The following is an 18,184-nucleotide window of genomic DNA, read 5'->3' as shown; positions in this document are numbered from 1 at the left end:
TTAGCCTTTACCTATTCTCACTGTCATCGAGGAGACACCCTATGACACCAAGCAATACCACTCCGCCCGCCGAAGGCTGTATCGACACCGAAGTAGTCGATGGCATTCTGCTGATCGGGATTAACCGTCCCTCGAAGCGCAATGGCATCACACCCGTGATGCTTAGGCAGCTGGCCGAAGCCTACACGCGGCTCGACGACGATCCCGACCTCCGAGTCGGTCTACTCTATGCTGTCGGCGAGCACTTCACCGGGGGCATGGATCTTCCCGCGCTCGCCGAGTACCAGAAGCGAGGGGAACGGCCGGTACCGCGTGATCAGAATCTCGTGGAAGCGCACGACCTCGGCTTGCCTGGCTACCGGCGTCGGACCAAGCCCGTTGTTGCGTCCGTCCAAGGCATCTGCTTTACCGTGGGAGTAGAGCTGATGCTCGCAGCAGATATGGTCGTCGCCGCCGATAATTGCCGCTTCACCCAAATGGAGGTGGGCCGCGGAATCATGGCCGCAGGTGGCGCCACGATGCGCATGGCACAGCGATGCGGATCGGGTAATGCTCTCTATCTTCTCCTTACAGGGACTGAGTTCAATAGTGTTGACGCCCTTCGTTTCAACTTTGTGCAGAAGGTTGTGCCTGCGGGGGAGCAGTTTGCTGAAGGGCTGGCGCTTGCCCGGCGCATCGCGCAGCAAGCGCCGCTTGCGGTTGTCGCCACTCGGTTGAACGTACGAAAATCGATCGAGGAAGGGCCGCTGGCGGCCGTGGCAGAAATACTGGATGTGCAGAAGCGATTGTCCTCGAGCGAGGATGCTGCAGAGGGGCGACAGTCATTTATTGAGCGTCGCCCTCCCGTGTTCACGGGTCATTGAGTGACTTTCCATCGAGACGGCTATGACAGACTCACTTCCTTTTTCCCCATCATCGTACGAAGCCATCGTCTTCGAGGTAGTCGGTGACGGCATCGCCATCGTCACGCTGAATCGGCCCCAGGCGCGCAACGCTCTTGATATGCGTATGCGCGAGGATTTGGCGAGTGTCGCGGAATATCTGCGTACGGCTTGCTCGGTGCGAGCTGTCGTGCTCACTGGTGCCGGAGGGAGCTTCTGCGCTGGCGGTGATCTGCAGTCGATGGGCGAAGAGCGTACTGGTCCACAGTCACGTAGGCGAGTCGCCGAGCTGAACAATTGGTGCTCGAAGCTCGCTGCTCTTGAGATTCCGGTTGTCGCTGCCGTCGATGGTCCTGCTTTTGGCGGTGGCTTCAATCTGTGCCTTGTCGCGGACTTCATCCTCGCGACGCCGACGGCCCGGTTCTCGCAAGTGTTTGCAAGGATTGGCCTAATACCAGACCTCAGCGGCCTGTATTTGCTTCCCCGCATGATCGGTCTCCAGCGTGCTAAGGAGCTGGTCTTCAGCGCCCGCACTGTTGAGGCCGACGAAGCCCGACATCTGGGAATCGTTTATGAGATCGTTCCCGCGGAAGAACTTCTTAAGCGCGCGGTAGATCTTGCGAGTCGCCTCGCACAAGCCTCCTTACCTGCGTTTGGCTTGACGAAAGCGATTCTGAATCGTTCGTTCGAGACTGATCCGCGCACTCTGGCTGAACTCGAATCAATGGCCCAAGCCATCGCCATGAGCACGAACGAGCACCACGACGCCGTCTCACGCTTCCGCGCGAAACAGCCGTTGGCGTTTGAGCCAATCAAACGATCGGCGTAATCGCTGCCTCACCCACTTGGAGTTTCATAAATGCGCACACTGCCTGCCATCTTTGACAATCTGGCGCTGCCGATCATTGGCTCGCCCATGTTTATCGTCAGCAATCCAACGCTTGTAGTAGAGCAATGTAAAGCAGGGATTGTTGGATCTGTGCCCGCTCTGAACGCGCGGCCGCAGTCTCAGCTCGATGAATGGATCAGCGAGATCCGCGAGCGCCTTGCCGCCTACGATAGTCAAGCTGCAACTCCAGCGGCGCCGTTCGCAGTCAATCTGATCACGCACAAAACAAACGCCCGGCTGGAGCAGGACCTGGAGGTTGTGATCAGGCACAAGGTGCCTCTTGTGATTACATCGCTCGGCGCTCGCCCAGAGGTCAACGAGGCAATCCACGCGTACGGTGGCATCGTGTTCCACGATGTCATCAACAACACGTTTGCACGTAAAGCCATCGAGAAGGGTGCTGACGGGGTAATTGCCGTGGCGGCCGGCGCGGGTGGCCATGCGGGCGTGAAGAGTCCGATTGCACTGATTCAGGAGATTCGAGAGTGGTTTGACGGCCCCTTGGCATTGAGCGGTGCAATGTCGACCGGGAACGCCGTACTAGCGGCCCAGGCTCTCGGCGCCGACTTTGCTTATATCGGGTCTGCCTTCATCGCAACCCATGAGGCGCGTGCTCCTGAAGAGTACAAGCAGGCAATTGTTGACGGGAACTCTGATGACATTGTCTATACGAACCTGTTCACCGGAGTTCACGGGAACTATCTTAAGCGTTCGATTAGTAATGCCGGATTGGACCCAGCCAACCTACCGACCTCCGAAGGGCGTGACATGAACTTTGTTGAGGGGGAAAGTAAGGCGAAGGCGTGGAAAGACGTCTGGGGTGCAGGACAGGGAATTGGTGTAGTTCGTGAGGTGACCTCCGCTAAGGCGTTGGTCGCGCGTCTAGGTGAGGAATATCACGCTGCACGACATCGCCTCGGCTTGGCAAACCAGGCTTAGTTGCCACCGAATGGACGCGCGCAGCGTGTGCGTCCGTGTCTGTGTGCTTTGCCGCGGCAACACGTTCTCTCGCCCAAGGCGTAAATGGGATCCTCTCATGGATCCCATTTATCTTCAAGCCGCTAGTGAGACTGCAGCTTGCGGACGTTTTGGGACACGCGGCCTCCCCGATCGTCGGCAAGCGTCTATTAAGCTCAGGCGGGTCCCGAATCTGAAGCGGCGCGATTTGCCCAGGCCACGTTGGAGCGCCACGGCATTTCCGGCAATGTCGGCTATCTCACTATCAACCTGGTCTCATGCGTGCAGTTATTTGATTTGTCGCTGCGCAAAGTACAGCGTGTCTGCGCTTGCGCTCTGCGTTTCCTAAGCAATCTGCCGTGGGATGGGCTCTTGGTTTGCCTGGCGGCCGCGCGGATCAAGGCGTCCGAGATTTACAATGAGCTGACCCTGGGTGACAATCGTGTCGGCGATGCACCGTCATTTGATTTGTTTGTTGAGGGTCTGGGCCCTTCCGGGTTGGAGGTCGAATGCAAGTCAGTGTCGAACGACAAAGGCCGCCGCTTCGACGACGATCAGTGGAAAGTCGGGTGTGCGGGCTGACGGCACACAAATCGAAGTTCGCGATTTCCCTGCATCATATGCTGCTGCCATCGCGTCAATGCACGGGCAGTACAACGCGAAGCGCTTGAGTGGCTCACTCGGACTCGAAACGTGCGCCACTTCACTGAACCTGCGCGGGGACGCGGTCTCTCTGTCATTGCAATCCAGAGCATGAAGCGACATACCTTCTTGGAAAGTGCGATGCGAATGGCATCCGATGCAGCCACGCGGCAGTTGAGCGGTAAGCTCGTGATGGGCCTGGAAGCCGTCTCAGGGACCGAACTAGCGGCGCTTGCGGAGCAAGATAACGGGCCAGGCAGCGTGTTTTCTGCTTTGCAAATTCGTGTCAGTACGCCTGAATCGGCCCGAAATGGCAGACGTGATCGGCGCTACGTTCGTCGGTAAAAAGGAAATGTCGGATCTTGGGAATGCGCTGGCGATTCAAGGCCGTTCGTACACCTTCTTCAACACCGAGAGTCCGTTCTGGTATCCGGACTTCGCTCGCATATTTGAGACACACGCAATCACGTCGTCGGCTCAATCCTCTTCTGCTACGCATTGATCATGGTACTTCCCACCACCACTTATTTCGAGAATGAGCTTCGCGATGCCTACGACATGCTACGCAACCACGATCCATGGGCCTACATCACCGATGTGTTGACCCGCCTGCCCACCCACCTGAACAGCCGCATCGACGAGCTGCTTCCCCACAACTGGCGTCCCGCACGCTGAGCGCGTCTGCTCTCTCACAACCGCTCTCAACCGGCAACGTGGGACGGCGAGACGCTTACACTGCATCATCAAAAATCCCGGGCGAAAAGCGTTCCAAGCAGGTTCCGCGCGCGTTCTGCAAGATCCCGTTGCGAAGCCGTGCAAAGCACGAGGATGCGGCTCGCATGAAGGTCATCAACTTCTTGAGCAAGTCGCTGAATGGCGCCATTTCAGAAGACTACTCTTTGTGGGCGCGTCTGATAGGCAAAAAAAGCATGTAAATTCAGATTTAGTTTTATTATTAATATACTTTTCTAGACCGCAACAGCGATAAATCAAGAAATACAACCAATTAGTACAATGCTATATATAGTTGAATGTGAACAAAGCGGAGCAACCACCGCATCAATTATGGCCCAAGGACGTTTTGAGTGGAACTTGACATCAAGTACCATAATGGCCTCCGCTGTTTCCCATCAGATTCTTCGTGAACCGATGTTCAACTCGTTGTGAAGAAGTGGTGGTAGGCAGTAATCGCCCTTATCTGAATCGAGGAATCGTCTGTGAGTGTCGCCGTTGAAGCCCTGTTTACTTCCGCGTTGGGTCTGCAAGCTCCGTGGATGGTATCCAAAGTTGACCTCGATACAAGCAGACGCCGGATCGATTTCGAAGTGTCCTGCGACGCGAAGAAGTTGCCGTGTCCAGCCTGTGGGGTGAGCGGACAAGGCATCCATGATCGGGTCAGACGTGACTGGCGTCATCTCGATTTTTTCCAGCACGAGGCGTGGCTGCACGCCGACGTGCCGCGGGTCGATTGCAGTACCTGCGGCAAGACCACTGCGGTGGATGTTCCGTGGGCGCGGCCGGGCAGCGGCTTCACCCTGCTGTTCGAGGCGCTGGGCCTGTCGCTATGCCAATCCCTGCCGGTCGCGCAGGCGGCCTCCCTGTTGCGAGTGAACGCCAGGCGGCTATGGCGCCGGATCGAACACTATGTCGGGACGGCGCGCGCCAGGGAAACGATGGACGGGGTCAAGGTTATCGGCATCGACGAGACCAGTATCAGACGCGGCCATGATTACGTCACGGTGGTACATGACCTGGAAGCGAAACGCCTGCTGTTCATGGCCGAGGGCAGCGACCACAAGACCGTCACCGAATTCAAGGCCGACCTGGTCACGCACGGCGGCAATCCTGACGAGATCAGGCACGCCTGCATGGATATGGGGGCAGCTTATATCAAGGGCGTCACCGAAGCCTTGCCGCACGCGCAGATCAGCTTCGACCGGTTCCACGTGATCGCCCTGGCCAACGAGGCGATGGACGAGGTGCGGCGTGAAGAGATGCGAGAACAGCCGGACGTCGTGCGGGCTGCGCTGGGGACGCAGCGCAAGACGATCAAAGGCTTGATGTGGGGCATGCGTCGGGATCACGCTGACTGGAACAAGGATCAAATCAATACGATGCACCGGTTGCAGCGCTCGAACCTGAAGAGCGCACGCGCCTGGCGCCTGAAGGAGGGGTTGCGTACGACCTACAGCGTGGCCGTGAAGAGTAACTGTCCGCAGAAAGCCAAGGAGATGCTCAAGGGCTGGATCTCATGGGCGAAGCGTTGTCGGCTTGAGCCGTTCAAGCGGCTGGCCACGACCCTCAAGGAGCGCCTGCCTGGCGTCGTGCGCGGCATGCTCGACGGCCGCAGCAATGCCTATGTCGAGGCGATGAATGGCATGCTCCAACAAACCAAGCGGGCCGCGCGCGGATTTCGAACCGTGAAGAACTTCGTGGCCATCGCCTACCTCCGTATGTCCAGGCTAAAACATTTGCCGCAAAACCCCTTGTGTCCCGCCGCGTCGCGTGATCAAGGGATTAAACGCTATCGCGCCGGCCGTCAAGTTCCACTCAAATCGGCATAGAGCCTCAATTATTTACTGGCCGCCTCGCATATTGCTACAGCGTTAGAACTTATGCCTCATTCCAAAACCCGTGCTTATCCCCCCACCACTGTTGCTAAGCTTGTCGTAAAGGACGTTCGCATAGAGATCGCTCCGCTTCGATAGTGGATACAAGTAGCCGATCGCATAGTCCCGACGCTTGAAATCCGCCTGACCTTCGGGGCGAATATTGGTCTGCACAACCGATGCCATGATCTTTCCGTTAAAGATTGGGTAGGTCGCACCAATCTGAAACGAATCCGTGCTTCGTTTGGTACCGCCGCTTGTCCGCGTACCCACATACTCGAGGAATCCCTTGACAACCCCGAAGTCGTATGCTGTGCCGAGTGTAAAGGCGTCTTGTGCCCAGCTCCCAATAGGCAAGCCCGGACCGGTTTTTACACGTTGAAATGCTGCGGTTGCCGTAAACTTTCCTCGGTCGACGTAGAGCATGGCGCCAAAATTGTTGGTTGAATTTGTGCCGGCCGCCTCACCAAGCGAATATAGAAAGCGCCCCGACAATCCACCAAAATCCGGCGTGTAGTATCCAACGGCATTGTTCCAACCCGAATCACCCGCAACGTAGCGTCCGAAGGTCTGCACCCAGAGCGGATTCTGTAATGGAGAGAACTTGGTTGATGATCCGTAGGGGTCGAACTGAGTTGTGGCGAGGAAGAAAGGGTTCCTGAGCCGACCGAGCCTGACCTCACCAATGTTGGCTTTCTCCAGGCCAACATAGGCATTGCGTGACAACATGGTGTCCGTGGGACTGCGACCACTCGCTCCGGTATCCGTCAGAAAGTAGCCTTCCAGCCGAAAATTTGCCATCAGTCCGTCGCCCAGGTCCTCCGTGCCTGTCAATCCCCAGAACGAAGTTGTCATACCCCCGCTCTCGACTCCAATCGTGCTCTTGGCGGCACCGCTAGGCTTCGTTGAACCGACATATGCATCTACGATTCCGTAGAGTTCAACACAATTCGCCGCACACGATGCTAAAAACAGCGATACACCGACACAGCCGGACGCAACGCGCGCCAGCACGGCAGGTTTATTCATCATGCCTCCAATCCTTTGCGGTATTTCGAGAAGGCGCACGTCTCCCATTTCCTAAGCCACTTAACGTGGCCGGACGGTTGAAAGCGGCACCAATTATTCAGAGGGAAAGTCTGTCGTAATGTCTTTTTTGAAGCGGTTGCAATGCCGAGGCAGGTTGCCCTGAAGCCAAGTCACCGAGACCGAGGCGGGATCGCGCCACTTGGTATTCAAGCGCGAGGCACGCGATGAGAGACGCAGCCGCGCCGGCCTCTCGAACAGCGCCGATACCCTGTCCGGCGCCCCAGATGTCTTTCCAAGCCTTGGGCTTGCTCTCGCCGCTAACGAAGCTCATCGCGCGCCCCCCGGAAGCCGGGAGGTTATCGGGATCTAGCCCGGCATTGCGAATCGAACGCTTCAGGTATGGGGTCACGCTTTCACACCCGCTGTTCGTGCGATCCGTCCCCAGCGATCTAGGCCGGTGTGGATCTCCCGAACAAGGTCTTCGGGTGTACTTGTCCAGATTTCGAACTGCTGCTCGTTGGCCGTCTTGCTGACGCGCGGCGAGCGCAACGCTTCGGTCAGCGCGGCATACAGACGCGAACGAATGTCCTCGGGCAGCCTGGGAGGCGCCGCCACGGCGAACCACAGGTCGGCTCCCACCTCGTTGAATCCGCCAAAGCCCGCCTCGGCCATCGTCGGTATCGTGGGCAAGAAGGACCACCGCTTGGCAGTCGTGACCGCCAGCTGACGTACGCGCCCCGCAGTCACGGCCGGCTGTGAGTTCGTGGGCATGTCGAACATGAAGGTGATGTCACCTGCCATCAACGCGGCCAGCGCCAGTCCGTTGCCGCGGAACGGGACGTGCACCAGCGGCACACCCGCGACTCGGCTCAGGATTTCACCCGAGAGGTGATTGGATGCGCCAATGCCAGCCGAACCATAGGAGACGGTCTGCACCTTCGCCCGGGCGACAAGATCGGAAACCGTTCGTATCCCGCTCTGTGAATTGACGATCAACTGATTGGCATACCGGCACGCCAAAGTCAGCGGCGTGAAGTCCGATAGTGGGTCGAACGATAGCTTCGGGTAGATGTGTGGATTGATCGTATGAGTGCCGGTGCTGATTAGTCCGATCGTGTAGCCATCAGCAGCTGCTCGCGCGATTCGAGCGCAGCCGATATTGCCTCCGGAGCCGCCAAGGTTCTCGACGATCACGGGTTGCCGAAGAATCTCCGAGACGACGGCAGCAATCGGCCGAGTGAACACATCGGAGGGCCCGCCCGCAGCGTATGGCACGATCCAGCGAATGGGTCTTGAAGGCAATGTGTCAGCAGCTCGCACGACACCGAGTCCCGCGCCCAGCGCGGCGGCGGTTCCGCCCAGTATCAGGCGCCGACGCGTCGCGGCCGGAATGCTGGAAGTCGAACGTTTCATGTCTTGTCTCCTGGTTCAATCGGTAGCGCCGTTTGTCGCCCAGTCCTGCGAGTCAACGCCGGCTCGGATCCACTATCCAGCTAGGCGGGCGGAACTCCGACCGTCATTCCTCCGCACACGTAGAGCGTCTGTCCGGTGACAAAGCCGTTGCGCCCATCAAGAAAGAACGAGGCAGCCTGAGAGACGTCTTCCGGCTCTCCCATCCGGCGAACCGGTATCGCATCGACGATCGCCTGCGTTCGGGGAGCTCCGGGCGGATTCGCGGCCTCGAACAGCGCAGTTCGAATCGGACCGGGGCCGATAGCGTTGACTGTGATGCCGTGCTGCCCCAGCTCAAGGGCCCAAACCCGGGTCATCCCAATGAGGCCGGCCTTTGTGGCCGCGTACGCGCTGCGCATCTCCTTGCCCAACGCGGCACGGGAAGAAATGTTGACCACCCTCCCGAATCCGGCTTCCCGCATACCAGGTAGAACTGCCTGCATGCATTGAAGGGCGCAGCGAAGGTTGAGTGCGACTGCGAGGTCCAAATCTACCAAGGTTTGGTCTGCGATTGATGCAGGACGTACGACCCCGACGTTGTTGACCAGCCGAGTGATCGGACCGCCCTCCAGCGCTAGCTTCAACGCCTCGGCGGTCGCATCATCATCCGCGAGATCCACATCGATCAATCCGCCGGCGCGATCCAGAACGATCGTCTCGTAACCCTGCGCCTGGCACGCAGCCGTGATCGCCGCGCCAATACCTGCCCCCCCACCGGTGATCAGTACCCGGTCGCGAGTGACCAAACCCTTCTTCATCACAGCTCCTTCTTCGCTGCTTGCGGACTACGCTGGACTCAGTTGTGCAGCACTACGGCATCGACCGCGCGACAGCCGTCACCGACCGCACCGACCAGGATCGGATTGATATCGACGCTCTGAACGTCGGTGGATCCCGCGATCAGTCGTCCAACCGACATCACTGCGTCAACGTAGGCCTCGACATCAAGAGCGGGTTCGTCTCTCACTCCACCCAACAGGGGAGCGATACGAAGACGCTGTAGTCGCTCGATAACCTCGGCTCGTCCAAACGGAACCAATAGAAGTTGGTTGTCCGGCATGACTTCGACGTACTTGCCACCATCTCCGATAACGACAACCGGACCGAAAACCGGGTCCCTGTGAGCACCGATCATCATCTCGCGCCCACCTTTTCGCATCGCGGCAACGATGACGCCTTCAAAGGGCAGACCAAGATCGGCGAGTGTCTGTTGCAGCTTGCCGAAGGCTTCCGCGATTTCCGTCTGCGAACGCAACCCCAATCGCACCAAACCCAGCTCGCTCTTGTGAGCGACCTTGCTGGAACAACCTTTGACGACAACCGCGTCCCCCGCTTCGGCGAACGCCGCCAAAGCCTCCTGCACGGTCATGCACAGTCGGTGCCATACAACCGGTACCCCCATCTCCGCGATGCGCGCAAGACTCTGTGCCTCGTTCGCCATCAGGGGCTCACGGCGCTCAGTCATGACGGGGACGGGATCGAGGTACGCACCAGCACGTCGATGGCGCGCTAACTCCAAACGCTCGTGGTGGCGCGTGAATCGGTCGAGCGCCGATACCGCACTGCTTTCCGAGGAGAAAACCGGTACGTCGCGTTCACGGAACAAGGCCGCCACGTCCGGTTGCGGCGTGGCTGCCACAACCGGCTTTCCGGTGCTGGCTTCCAAACGCGCCGCCGCATCCGCGTAGCCTTCGACGTCGTAGCCTGCTCCGGCGACCGGAAATGCAACGAGAAATGCGTCAGCATTTGGATCCCGCGCGATGACGTCGAGAGCCTTGCTGAAGAGGCTGCTATCCGTGAGCAGAGCACCCGTGATATCGACCGGATTGGTAACGTTCGCGAAGGTTGGAAGAATGGCCGCGAGGGACTGTCGAGTTGAAGGGTCGAAGCTGGCCATCTGCATCCCATGCATGCTGGCTGCGTCCGCAGCAAGCACCCCTGCCGCTCCAGAATTGCTCACCGTCACGATGCTCCGGCCACCCACCTTCCAGCGCTTCAGGTACATCTCAGCGGCATCGACCAGTTGCTCCATTGTGTGCGCACGCCAGACGCCATGTTGCTCAAAGAAGCTGTCGACCACACGGTCTTCGCTTGCTAGCGCACCGGTGTGCGATAGCGCGGCGGCTTTACCGGCGGCCGTACGCCCGGACTTCAGCGCGAGCACGGGCAGACGACGCTCCTGAGCGATTCGTCCGAGCTTTTGAAGCTGGTGCGGGTCGGGCATGCCCTCGAGATACAGGAGCATCAGTCGGACCTGCTCATCCTCGGCGACCGCCGTCGCCAACTCGGCGATCGTGACATCCGCGTCGTTGCCTGTTGCGTGGGCGTGCCGGATGCCCAGCCCCCGGCGCCGAAGCAGCCCGTACGGCGCCATCCCCAGCGTCCCACTCTGGCTGAGGATCGCTATGTGTCCGTCAGCGGGCGGACACTCTTTGATCATCGTCGAAAATGTGGCTAGAGCCCCATTGCTGAAGTTTGCAAGCCCCTGACAATTCGGCCCGATCAGCCGCATGCCCGCCGCGCGAGCGGTGTCGACCATCGAGCGCTCGGCAGTCTTTCCCTCAACGGAGTGACCCTCGCCAAAGCCAGAACTCATGACGATTCCGATCCCTGTTCCGATGCGGGCGCACTTCTGCACCGCTTCAATCGCCTCGTTCCGCGGTACCGCGATGATTGCGAGATCCGGAGCCTCCGGCAGTTCCTCGATCGAGGGCCACGCCTTCAAGCCCTGGACGCTTGAGCGGGTGGGATTGATAGGGTAGATGCGCCCTTTGAAGCCAAAGCGCTGCAGGTAGTCAACCGGTCGACCACCGATCTTGTCCGGATTCTGTGAAGCACCCACGATCGCAATGGAACGTGGCGCCAACGCGGCCTGAAGCGAAGTCGTCATGGGAAGTCTCCTCGAGTTATTTGCCTTCGGCAGAGTCGGCGGCCACAAAATAGGGAAGCTCCCGCGCCCCGAAAGATCGAAACGAAGCGCGGACGCGCTCACCGATGCGCAGCGAGACATCGCCATGAGCCGTCATGCGAAACCCCTCTTGGGGCAAATCAGACTACACGAAGTCTGATCGAGCGAGGCTTGTCTTACGCAGAACTCGTACCAATGAGTTTGTTAGTCTACTGTACAGTAGGAAAATGTCAAGCTCTTCCTTGTTGCGATTTGTGCCTCTCTGAACTGTTCTTCGCCAACCCTGTGCAGCGATCGCGTGGGTGCCCTGCCTCCCCGATATTCAAGCCAGATCTGCTTAGGCTCGCACTCGAGGCTCATTGTTGGCACGCGAATGTTCGGTACGCTGGACCCGGAGGCCTCATTCTGGAGCAGCAGCGTGAGCGTGCGATACGGGCGAGTGAATGTCTCGAACTCACCGACAAAGAGCTGATATGCCTCTATATGAACGCCTCCCGTTTGCGAGGCTTTTGTGCGCTCTGACCTGACTAGGTTGGGTTGCGGCTTTGTATTCGGCCTGGTTGCAGCCCTGATAGGCTGCGGGCCCCGATGAAATTCGCTGACTCGCACCTGATTTCCCGTAAGAGCTCGAAGCTCTTTGTCATATACAGGTTTAGCAAGTCACGGTCCGACCTGATTAGTCATCACACTCAATCGCCAACGCAACCGCTTCAACATGTCCCTCCCGATGCAGACGGTTAATGTGTTCTGCTCGGCGCACGCCGTTCATGTGTGACCACGTCCCAACAAGCACGGTCCAGTCAATTTGGGATCTGATTAGGCATTGGCCCCGGGGTGCCGGCGTTAGTCGGTTTTCTCGAAGAACCCTCGAAACGTTGGCGCCATAAGCTGGATCTCGAGGCGGACGTCAAGGTCCTAGCATTCACACAATTAGCAAAAATCATTCAGGTATTGCCAAATTGGCGATCAGCCGACTCACGCAGATTCCATGATCTCGATGCTGAACGCCTTCATCCACACTGCGGATTCAACCGCTCAACGCAGCGCTGTACGGAGGTACCGCACTGCAGGTGAAAACTGTTTACGGTGCGCGCACACGAGGTTCAGCGGCCCCGATTCGCCCGGCTGCTCTGGTAGAAGCAGCTCCAAGCGAGCTTGCTCAATATCGGCACAAACACCTATCAACGCCTTGTAGGCGATGCCACGACCATCGATTGCCCAGCGCCGGGCAATCGATGGTCGTCCCTATGATTTGCGTGCGGCCAATGCGGGCACCGACATGGCCAACCGCATGGCGCGCATGGGTGCCGCAGGCCAATGGCCAGGTTCGTCCGGGGCCGTTGATGGACGTGTCCCACATCGCCAGTTCGTTGCTGCACATGGCCAACCTGCCGCGCGACGCCAACGTGCAGTTCATGACCGTGATGGCGACGAAGATGCTCGTTCGTCGGTCGCGGCTGACCAGCGGCCAACGACCGAAGTATCAGTGCGCCGGCCGGCCCGTGTGGCCAGCCATGAATGTGGCGGCGTCGGCCGCCGTCATGCCGCGCTCGTCGCGCGCTTCCGGGTCGGCGCCGTGCTCCTTGAGCAATTCGACGATTTCCGCGCGCTGGAACATCGCTGCGACCATTAGCGCAGTGCGGCCGTCGGGCGAAGCGCCCTCGACGTCCGCGCCGTGTTCCAGCAGGATTTCGATTACGTCCCGGTAGCCTTTGTAGGCAGCCCCGGCAATCGGCGTCTGCCCCATCGAATTGCGCGTGTCGGGTGACGCGCCGGCTGCCAGCATCATGCGCAGCGCGTCGGCATGGCCGTGATAGGCGGCCAGCATCACCAGGCTGTCGCCTTTCTCGTTGCGCAGGTTCGGCCGCATACCGCGTTTGATCAGCGCCGCCAGCGCGGCCGCGTCGCCATTGCGCGCCAGGTCGAAAACCTGGCCCAGCGCGGCGATCATGCGGGCTTCTTCATCGGCGGTCATGGTGGATGTCTGGGTCTGGTCCGTCTTGTGTTCTCGTCTTGCTTTCCTGGCTTTCGTGGTTCTCGCAGGGAGGGCGGGGTGCACCCGCCCTCCGCCCCGGCCTCTCCCGCAAGCGGGAGAGGCAACCAAAGACTTATTTGGCTTCGATCTTCTCGATGGCTGCCGCAACACCAGCGCCGTAGGCCGGATCGGCCTGCGTGCAGTGGTCGATATGGCGCTGCTGCACGGGCTTCGACACGCCCTTGATCGCACGGGCCGTGTTGTCGAACAGCGTCTGCTGCTGGGCCGGCGACATCAGGCGGAACAGGTCGCCTGCCTGCGAGAAGTAATCGTCGTCGACACGGTGGTTCCAGTGGTCGGCGGCGCCTTCGACTGACAGCGGAGGCTCACGGAAGTCCGGCTGCTCGGCCCACTCGCCACGGGTGTTCGGCTCGTAGCCGATGGTGCCGCCCGCGTTGCCGTCGGTGCGGCCGCGGCCGTCGCGGTGATAGCTGTTGACGTACTTCGCGGCCTTCGGCGAGTTCACCGGAATCAGGTGGTGGTTCACGCCCAGGCGATAGCGCTCGGCGTCGCCATACGAAAACAGGCGGCCTTGCAGCATCTTGTCCGGCGAGAAACCGACGCCCGGCACGATCGTCGACGGCGCGAACGCGGCCTGCTCCACCTCGGCGAAATGGTTTTCCGGATTGCGGTTCAGTTCCATCACGCCCACTTCGATCAACGGGTAGTCCTTCTTCGACCAGACCTTGGTCAGGTCGAACGGGTTGTAGCGATACTTGCCGGCGTCGGCCTCGGGCATGATCTGCACGAACAGCTTCCAGCGCGGGAACTCGCCGCGCTCGATGGCTTCGTACAGGTCGCGCTGGTGGTACTCGCGGTCCTGTCCGGTAACCTCGGCCGCCTCGGCGTCGGACAGGTTCTGGATGCCCTGCTGGGTCACAAAGTGGAACTTCACCCAGTGGCGTTGCATGTCCTTGCTGATGAAGCTGTAGGTGTGGCTGCCGAAGCCGTGCATATGACGCCAGCTCCGCGGAATGCCGCGATCGCTCATGACGATGGTGACCTGGTGGAAGGCCTCGGGCAGGCTGGTCCAGAAGTCCCAGTTGGTCTCGGCGCTGCGCATGCCCGTGCGCGGGTCGCGCTTCACGGCGTGGTTCAGGTCGGGGAACTTGAGCGGATCGCGCAGGAAGAAGACCGGCGTGTTGTTGCCCACCAGGTCCCAGTTGCCTTCCTCGGTATAGAACTTGATGGCGAAGCCGCGAATATCGCGTTCGGCATCGGCTGCGCCGCGTTCGCCGGCCACCGACGAGAAACGCAGGAACAGGTCGGTTTTCTTGCCGACTTCCGAGAACAGGTTGACACGCGTGTACTTGGTGATGTCATGCGTGACGGTGAACGTGCCATAGGCGCCCGAGCCCTTGGCGTGCATGCGGCGTTCGGGAATGACTTCGCGGTCGAAGTGGGCAAGCTTTTCCAGGAACCAGACATCCTGCAGCAGGGCCGGACCGCGCGGGCCGGCAGTCTGGATGTTGTTGTTGTCGACGACGGGCGCGCCGAAAGCGGTCGTGAGCTTTTTCATTGGATTCCTTGATGCAGACGGCAGGCCTCGCGGGCCTTGCCTGGACGTTTTTGGGTTTTCCCAACAGGCTGCCACCAATGGCGCGATACGCCGGGGGAAGATGTTGAAGTATCGCAGGTGCAACTTGACGGTTCGTATCAGTTCTCTGAATAGTGAATTAATTGCCTTGGATAATGAGACTCACGTCATCTTTTCTTGACACGAATGAATCGATTGGATGCAACCTACAACGTGGCTCCCAGAGCCTCGCGAACATGCCATTTTTGTCAATTTCGCGCAAAGGCGCAGGAGGTAAGTACCGACCGTCTCGAGCGCGCTTTTGAGGCGCCAACCATGCTCAGAAACTGCATCAATACGTCGCACATTGGGGAGCGAAAGAGACTATCGCTCTCTCTTCGAGCCTATCTGGCACGCAATTTTCACAAAAAAATGGATAGGAAATGTCTTTACAATCGGAACCGCGCTTGTGACCGGCGGATCTTCGGGTATCGGCGCAGTCTATGCTGACCATTTAGCAGCCGCGGTTGTGACTTGATTCTTGTCGCGCGTAACGAGGTACGTCTTTTGGCACAAACAGAGAAGCTCTCGAACAAGTACGGTATCGCCGTAAATGTCTGCGGCGCGTTGAAGCCCGCCTGACTAGCGACGATCGAATTACATGCTTGTTTAAAACGTACGACACTTTCGTCTGTCGACCCCCTTGCAATAGGGGCGACAGTCTGTCGACCCCCTTGCAATAGGGGCGACTATCGGTCTCTAACGCCCCCCATACCCCAATTTCCTTTTGCGACTGCCCACAGTATGAAGGTACCGTAAACGAGCATTGCGAGAGCACCAAAGGAAAAATACTGTTGCAAGCTTGCGCCTTGAGACAACGCAAAGCCGCCAACACCGGCGAACAGGGTGAGGCGTAGCGCTCCGGCCACGAGTGGCCATTTGAGTCGACCGGCGCCCTGAGATGCAAAGTAAAGGGAAAAGCCCAGGGCAAAGCAGCCGTAGAACGGACCTACCATCTGAAGATAGGCGACGCCCGCTTCCAGCAAATGTTCATCTCCTCCAAAGAGCCGCAACCATGCGGAAGGCCGAAAGGCTGCAACTAGGCCAATTAGTTCGGCTAATGAAAAGGCAATAAATCCACCGATAAGTGCGATACGCCGCGCGCGGTCGATCTGACCTGCGCCAATGTTGGCTCCCACAAGCGCAACCATAGGCGCTCCAAAGCCGAAAGCTATTGGGATCAGCAGATACTCTAGCCTCGCACCCGTTGCGTAGCCTGCTAGAGCTGCAGTGCCACCGTGCCCACCAACCTGGGCCGTCGTAATCGCAATCAATGCATTTGTAAGTACCGGATTTATGCATGCCAATGCGCCAACGACCAAAATGCTACGTATCGGTAACCAATGCACTGCGCCTCCCACTAGCTGAGCGGCACAACGCCCCGAGAGGCAGAACCACCCCAATATCGCGGTGCCCGCTGCGTAATAAAGCACCAAAGCCCACGCTCCGCCCGCTACTCCTAATTGGGGAATCGGACCCCAACCAAATATGAGGCAAGGAGACAATGGCACTAGAGCGACTGCTCCTCCACAGATCACCATCCCAGGGAATGACATATTCCCCGTCCCCCGAATAACACTGGCGAGTGCGTTCATCGCCCACATCAGCGGCAGTCCTGCGAACAGCACACGACCATAAGTACAAGCCGCATCCAACGCCGCCCCCTTTGCGCCGATAAGCGAGAATAGTGACCTCTGGAACGTCAAAAGCATGGCGGCAAATGCTACGCCAATAAGAACGTTGATGGCTAGGGCGTGCCGCGGAATCTGATTTATCAAGGTCTGGTTTCCGGCCCCAAGAGCCCGAGCCACGGCTGCTGATATCCCACCGCCCATGGCCCCCTGCGACATGTTGCCCATTAGCATTAGTACTGGTATGACAACAGCGACACCTGCCAGTACATCCGTGCCAAGTTTCGCAAGAAACCATGTCTCAATCAGCCCAGTTGACGCTTGGGCCAACATCATGAGCATGTTTGGCACGCTCATGCGAAGAACCGTTGGAACAATCGGTGCCTCCAGCATCGACCGTAGGCGTGGATTGGAGGCGCGCAGCGGCGCCGATCCAGAGGTAGTCATCTTGTTAAGCCTTTCGCCTTACGAGGCGGGACACTCTCTAGGGTCTGTTCACAATTTAACCAATGGTCCGAAGGCACAAGCAAGCGATGCAAAGACGAGATAGCTGTCAGCTCGCTTGTCATACCGAGTGGAGACACGGCGAAAATGCTTTATGCGGTTGAAAAAGCGTTCGACCAGATTGCGAGTGCGATACAGGGCGCGGCTATAGCGTCGCTTGCTGATCCGGTTCGAGCGTGGCGGAATGACGGCCTTGCTTCCTGCGGTTCGAATCGACTGCACGAAAGCGTTGGCGTCGTAGCCCTTGTCCGGGACCGCTTGCGCGCGCAGGCCTTCGATTGTGTGACACAGATCTTCTCCTGCGCGTGGTCACTGGCACTCCGGGCCGGGGCGCCAGGCTTCTCGTTAAACCGGGATGGGGTTATCGGCGATGTGTTGGTTGAAGTCGTGAACCAGCTGATGCTCGCCGAGTCCCGGGTTATCGCGCATGGCGCGAATGGACTCGACAAACACCTCATGCTCTTCGGTCGCGAGGCCGCGCATGGTTTCTTCGATAAACGCGTCCAAGGGCATGGCACGCGGATCGCCGCTCTTCTTGACGAGGTCGGTGTCGACCCAAGGCGGTGCGATCTCCTGGACTGTCACGTTGGTCGCGCGGAGCATGAAGCGCTGCGACAGGGCATAAGAGTGCAGCGCCGCTTTCGATGCGGAGTACACCGCGTTAGTGGCGATCGGGACATACGCCAGCACCGACGTGTTGTAAATGATCGTCGAGCGCGATTGACCTTTCAGATGTTCGACGAGCTCCGATGTCATGCGGATTGGGCCTAGGAGGTTTGTGTCGAGGATGCTGCGAGACGTGGCATCCTCGACGGTGGTGGAGGCGTCGTCAAACGGCATGATGCCCGCGTTGTTGATCAGAACGTTCAGCGTCGGATAGTCCGAGATCAAGTCCTTCGCCACACGCGCGATGTCGGCAGCGTCGGAAATATCGAGTTCGACGCCATCGATGCCGGGATACTCCGCGGAGATCTGCCGCAGAAGTGCTTTGCGGCGTCCAGCAATGATGACCTTGTTTCCCAAGGCATGGAAGGCCTTCGCCAACTCCAGGCCAATGCCCGACGTCCCGCC

General features: G+C 58.9%; 14 protein-coding genes and 5 pseudogenes. 9 read left to right on the top strand and 10 right to left on the bottom strand.

Annotated features, from left to right (window positions below; all coding sequences use genetic code 11):
- Positions 1-41 precede the first annotated feature (41 nt).
- From AC1DS6_RS37400 to AC1DS6_RS37370, 7 genes and pseudogenes are all read left to right on the top strand, one after another.
- Entirely contained in the window at positions 42-863 is an 822-nt protein-coding gene (locus AC1DS6_RS37400) for a crotonase/enoyl-CoA hydratase family protein (protein ID WP_459568959.1), read from the top strand.
- A gap of 22 nt (positions 864-885) precedes the next feature.
- Entirely contained in the window at positions 886-1,710 is an 825-nt protein-coding gene (locus tag AC1DS6_RS37395; RefSeq protein ID WP_459568958.1) for an enoyl-CoA hydratase/isomerase family protein, read from the top strand.
- A gap of 30 nt (positions 1,711-1,740) precedes the next feature.
- Positions 1,741-2,709, top strand: coding sequence for an NAD(P)H-dependent flavin oxidoreductase (locus tag AC1DS6_RS37390; RefSeq protein WP_477104406.1), 969 nt, complete (start codon positions 1,741-1,743; stop codon positions 2,707-2,709).
- A gap of 240 nt (positions 2,710-2,949) precedes the next feature.
- Complete coding sequence (locus AC1DS6_RS37385) at positions 2,950-3,309, top strand: hypothetical protein (RefSeq protein WP_459568956.1); 360 nt, start codon at positions 2,950-2,952, stop codon at positions 3,307-3,309.
- A gap of 370 nt (positions 3,310-3,679) precedes the next feature.
- A complete protein-coding gene (locus tag AC1DS6_RS37380) occupies positions 3,680-3,871 on the top strand; it encodes a hypothetical protein (RefSeq protein ID WP_477104405.1) in 192 nt (63 codons plus the stop codon).
- A gap of 71 nt (positions 3,872-3,942) precedes the next feature.
- Positions 3,943-4,044, top strand: a pseudogene (locus AC1DS6_RS37375) (transposase domain-containing protein); the annotation flags it as partial.
- Positions 4,045-4,586: 542 nt separating this feature from the next.
- Complete coding sequence (locus AC1DS6_RS37370) at positions 4,587-5,933, top strand: ISL3 family transposase (RefSeq protein ID WP_477104404.1); 1,347 nt, start codon at positions 4,587-4,589, stop codon at positions 5,931-5,933.
- 42 nt (positions 5,934-5,975) lie between these two features.
- On the opposite strand, the gene AC1DS6_RS37365 is transcribed toward AC1DS6_RS37370, so the two are convergent.
- The 5 genes and pseudogenes from AC1DS6_RS37365 to AC1DS6_RS37345 form a co-directional block, all read right to left on the bottom strand.
- Entirely contained in the window at positions 5,976-7,010 is a 1,035-nt protein-coding gene (locus AC1DS6_RS37365; RefSeq protein WP_477104403.1) for a porin, read from the bottom strand.
- 402 nt (positions 7,011-7,412) lie between these two features.
- A complete protein-coding gene (locus tag AC1DS6_RS37360) occupies positions 7,413-8,420 on the bottom strand; it encodes a Bug family tripartite tricarboxylate transporter substrate binding protein (protein ID WP_477104402.1) in 1,008 nt (335 codons plus the stop codon).
- Between the two features lie 80 nt (positions 8,421-8,500).
- Positions 8,501-9,217: an SDR family oxidoreductase gene (locus AC1DS6_RS37355; protein WP_477104401.1), complete on the bottom strand. Its 717-nt coding sequence runs from the start codon at positions 9,215-9,217 to the stop codon at positions 8,501-8,503.
- Positions 9,218-9,255: 38 nt separating this feature from the next.
- Positions 9,256-11,349 carry an acetate--CoA ligase family protein gene (locus tag AC1DS6_RS37350; RefSeq protein WP_477104400.1) on the bottom strand — a complete coding sequence of 698 codons (2,094 nt, stop codon included), beginning with the start codon at positions 11,347-11,349 and terminating at the stop codon, positions 9,256-9,258.
- Positions 11,350-12,402: 1,053 nt separating this feature from the next.
- A pseudogene (locus AC1DS6_RS37345) lies at positions 12,403-12,600 on the bottom strand (LysR family transcriptional regulator); the annotation flags it as partial.
- Here AC1DS6_RS37345 and AC1DS6_RS37340 point away from each other — a divergent pair.
- Positions 12,596-12,828 (top strand): annotated as a pseudogene (locus AC1DS6_RS37340) (3-oxoacyl-ACP reductase); the annotation flags it as partial. The pseudogenes AC1DS6_RS37345 and AC1DS6_RS37340 overlap by 5 nt on opposite strands.
- A 22-nt stretch (positions 12,829-12,850) precedes the next feature.
- Here the strand turns inward: AC1DS6_RS37340 and AC1DS6_RS37335 are convergent.
- Positions 12,851-13,318: an ankyrin repeat domain-containing protein gene (locus AC1DS6_RS37335; protein ID WP_477104399.1), complete on the bottom strand. Its 468-nt coding sequence runs from the start codon at positions 13,316-13,318 to the stop codon at positions 12,851-12,853.
- Between the two features lie 157 nt (positions 13,319-13,475).
- Positions 13,476-14,921 carry a catalase gene (locus tag AC1DS6_RS37330; RefSeq protein ID WP_477104398.1) on the bottom strand — a complete coding sequence of 482 codons (1,446 nt, stop codon included), beginning with the start codon at positions 14,919-14,921 and terminating at the stop codon, positions 13,476-13,478.
- A 433-nt stretch (positions 14,922-15,354) separates the two neighbouring features.
- Here AC1DS6_RS37330 and AC1DS6_RS37325 point away from each other — a divergent pair.
- Positions 15,355-15,545: pseudogene (locus AC1DS6_RS37325) on the top strand (SDR family NAD(P)-dependent oxidoreductase); the annotation flags it as partial.
- 122 nt (positions 15,546-15,667) lie between these two features.
- Here AC1DS6_RS37325 and AC1DS6_RS37320 read toward each other — a convergent pair.
- The 3 genes and pseudogenes from AC1DS6_RS37320 to AC1DS6_RS37310 all read right to left on the bottom strand — a co-directional run.
- Positions 15,668-17,056, bottom strand: coding sequence for an MATE family efflux transporter (locus tag AC1DS6_RS37320; protein WP_477104397.1), 1,389 nt, complete (start codon positions 17,054-17,056; stop codon positions 15,668-15,670).
- A gap of 48 nt (positions 17,057-17,104) precedes the next feature.
- A pseudogene (locus AC1DS6_RS37315) lies at positions 17,105-17,392 on the bottom strand (transposase); the annotation flags it as partial.
- 66 nt (positions 17,393-17,458) lie between these two features.
- Positions 17,459-18,184 (bottom strand): SDR family oxidoreductase (locus tag AC1DS6_RS37310; protein WP_477104396.1); only part of this gene is annotated, 726 nt, incomplete at its 5' end.

The sequence above is a fragment of the Cupriavidus sp. 05L310 genome, from assembly GCF_056398185.1.
The sequence above is the reverse complement of the archived record's forward strand: the minus strand, read 5'-3'. Positions and strand labels throughout refer to the sequence as shown.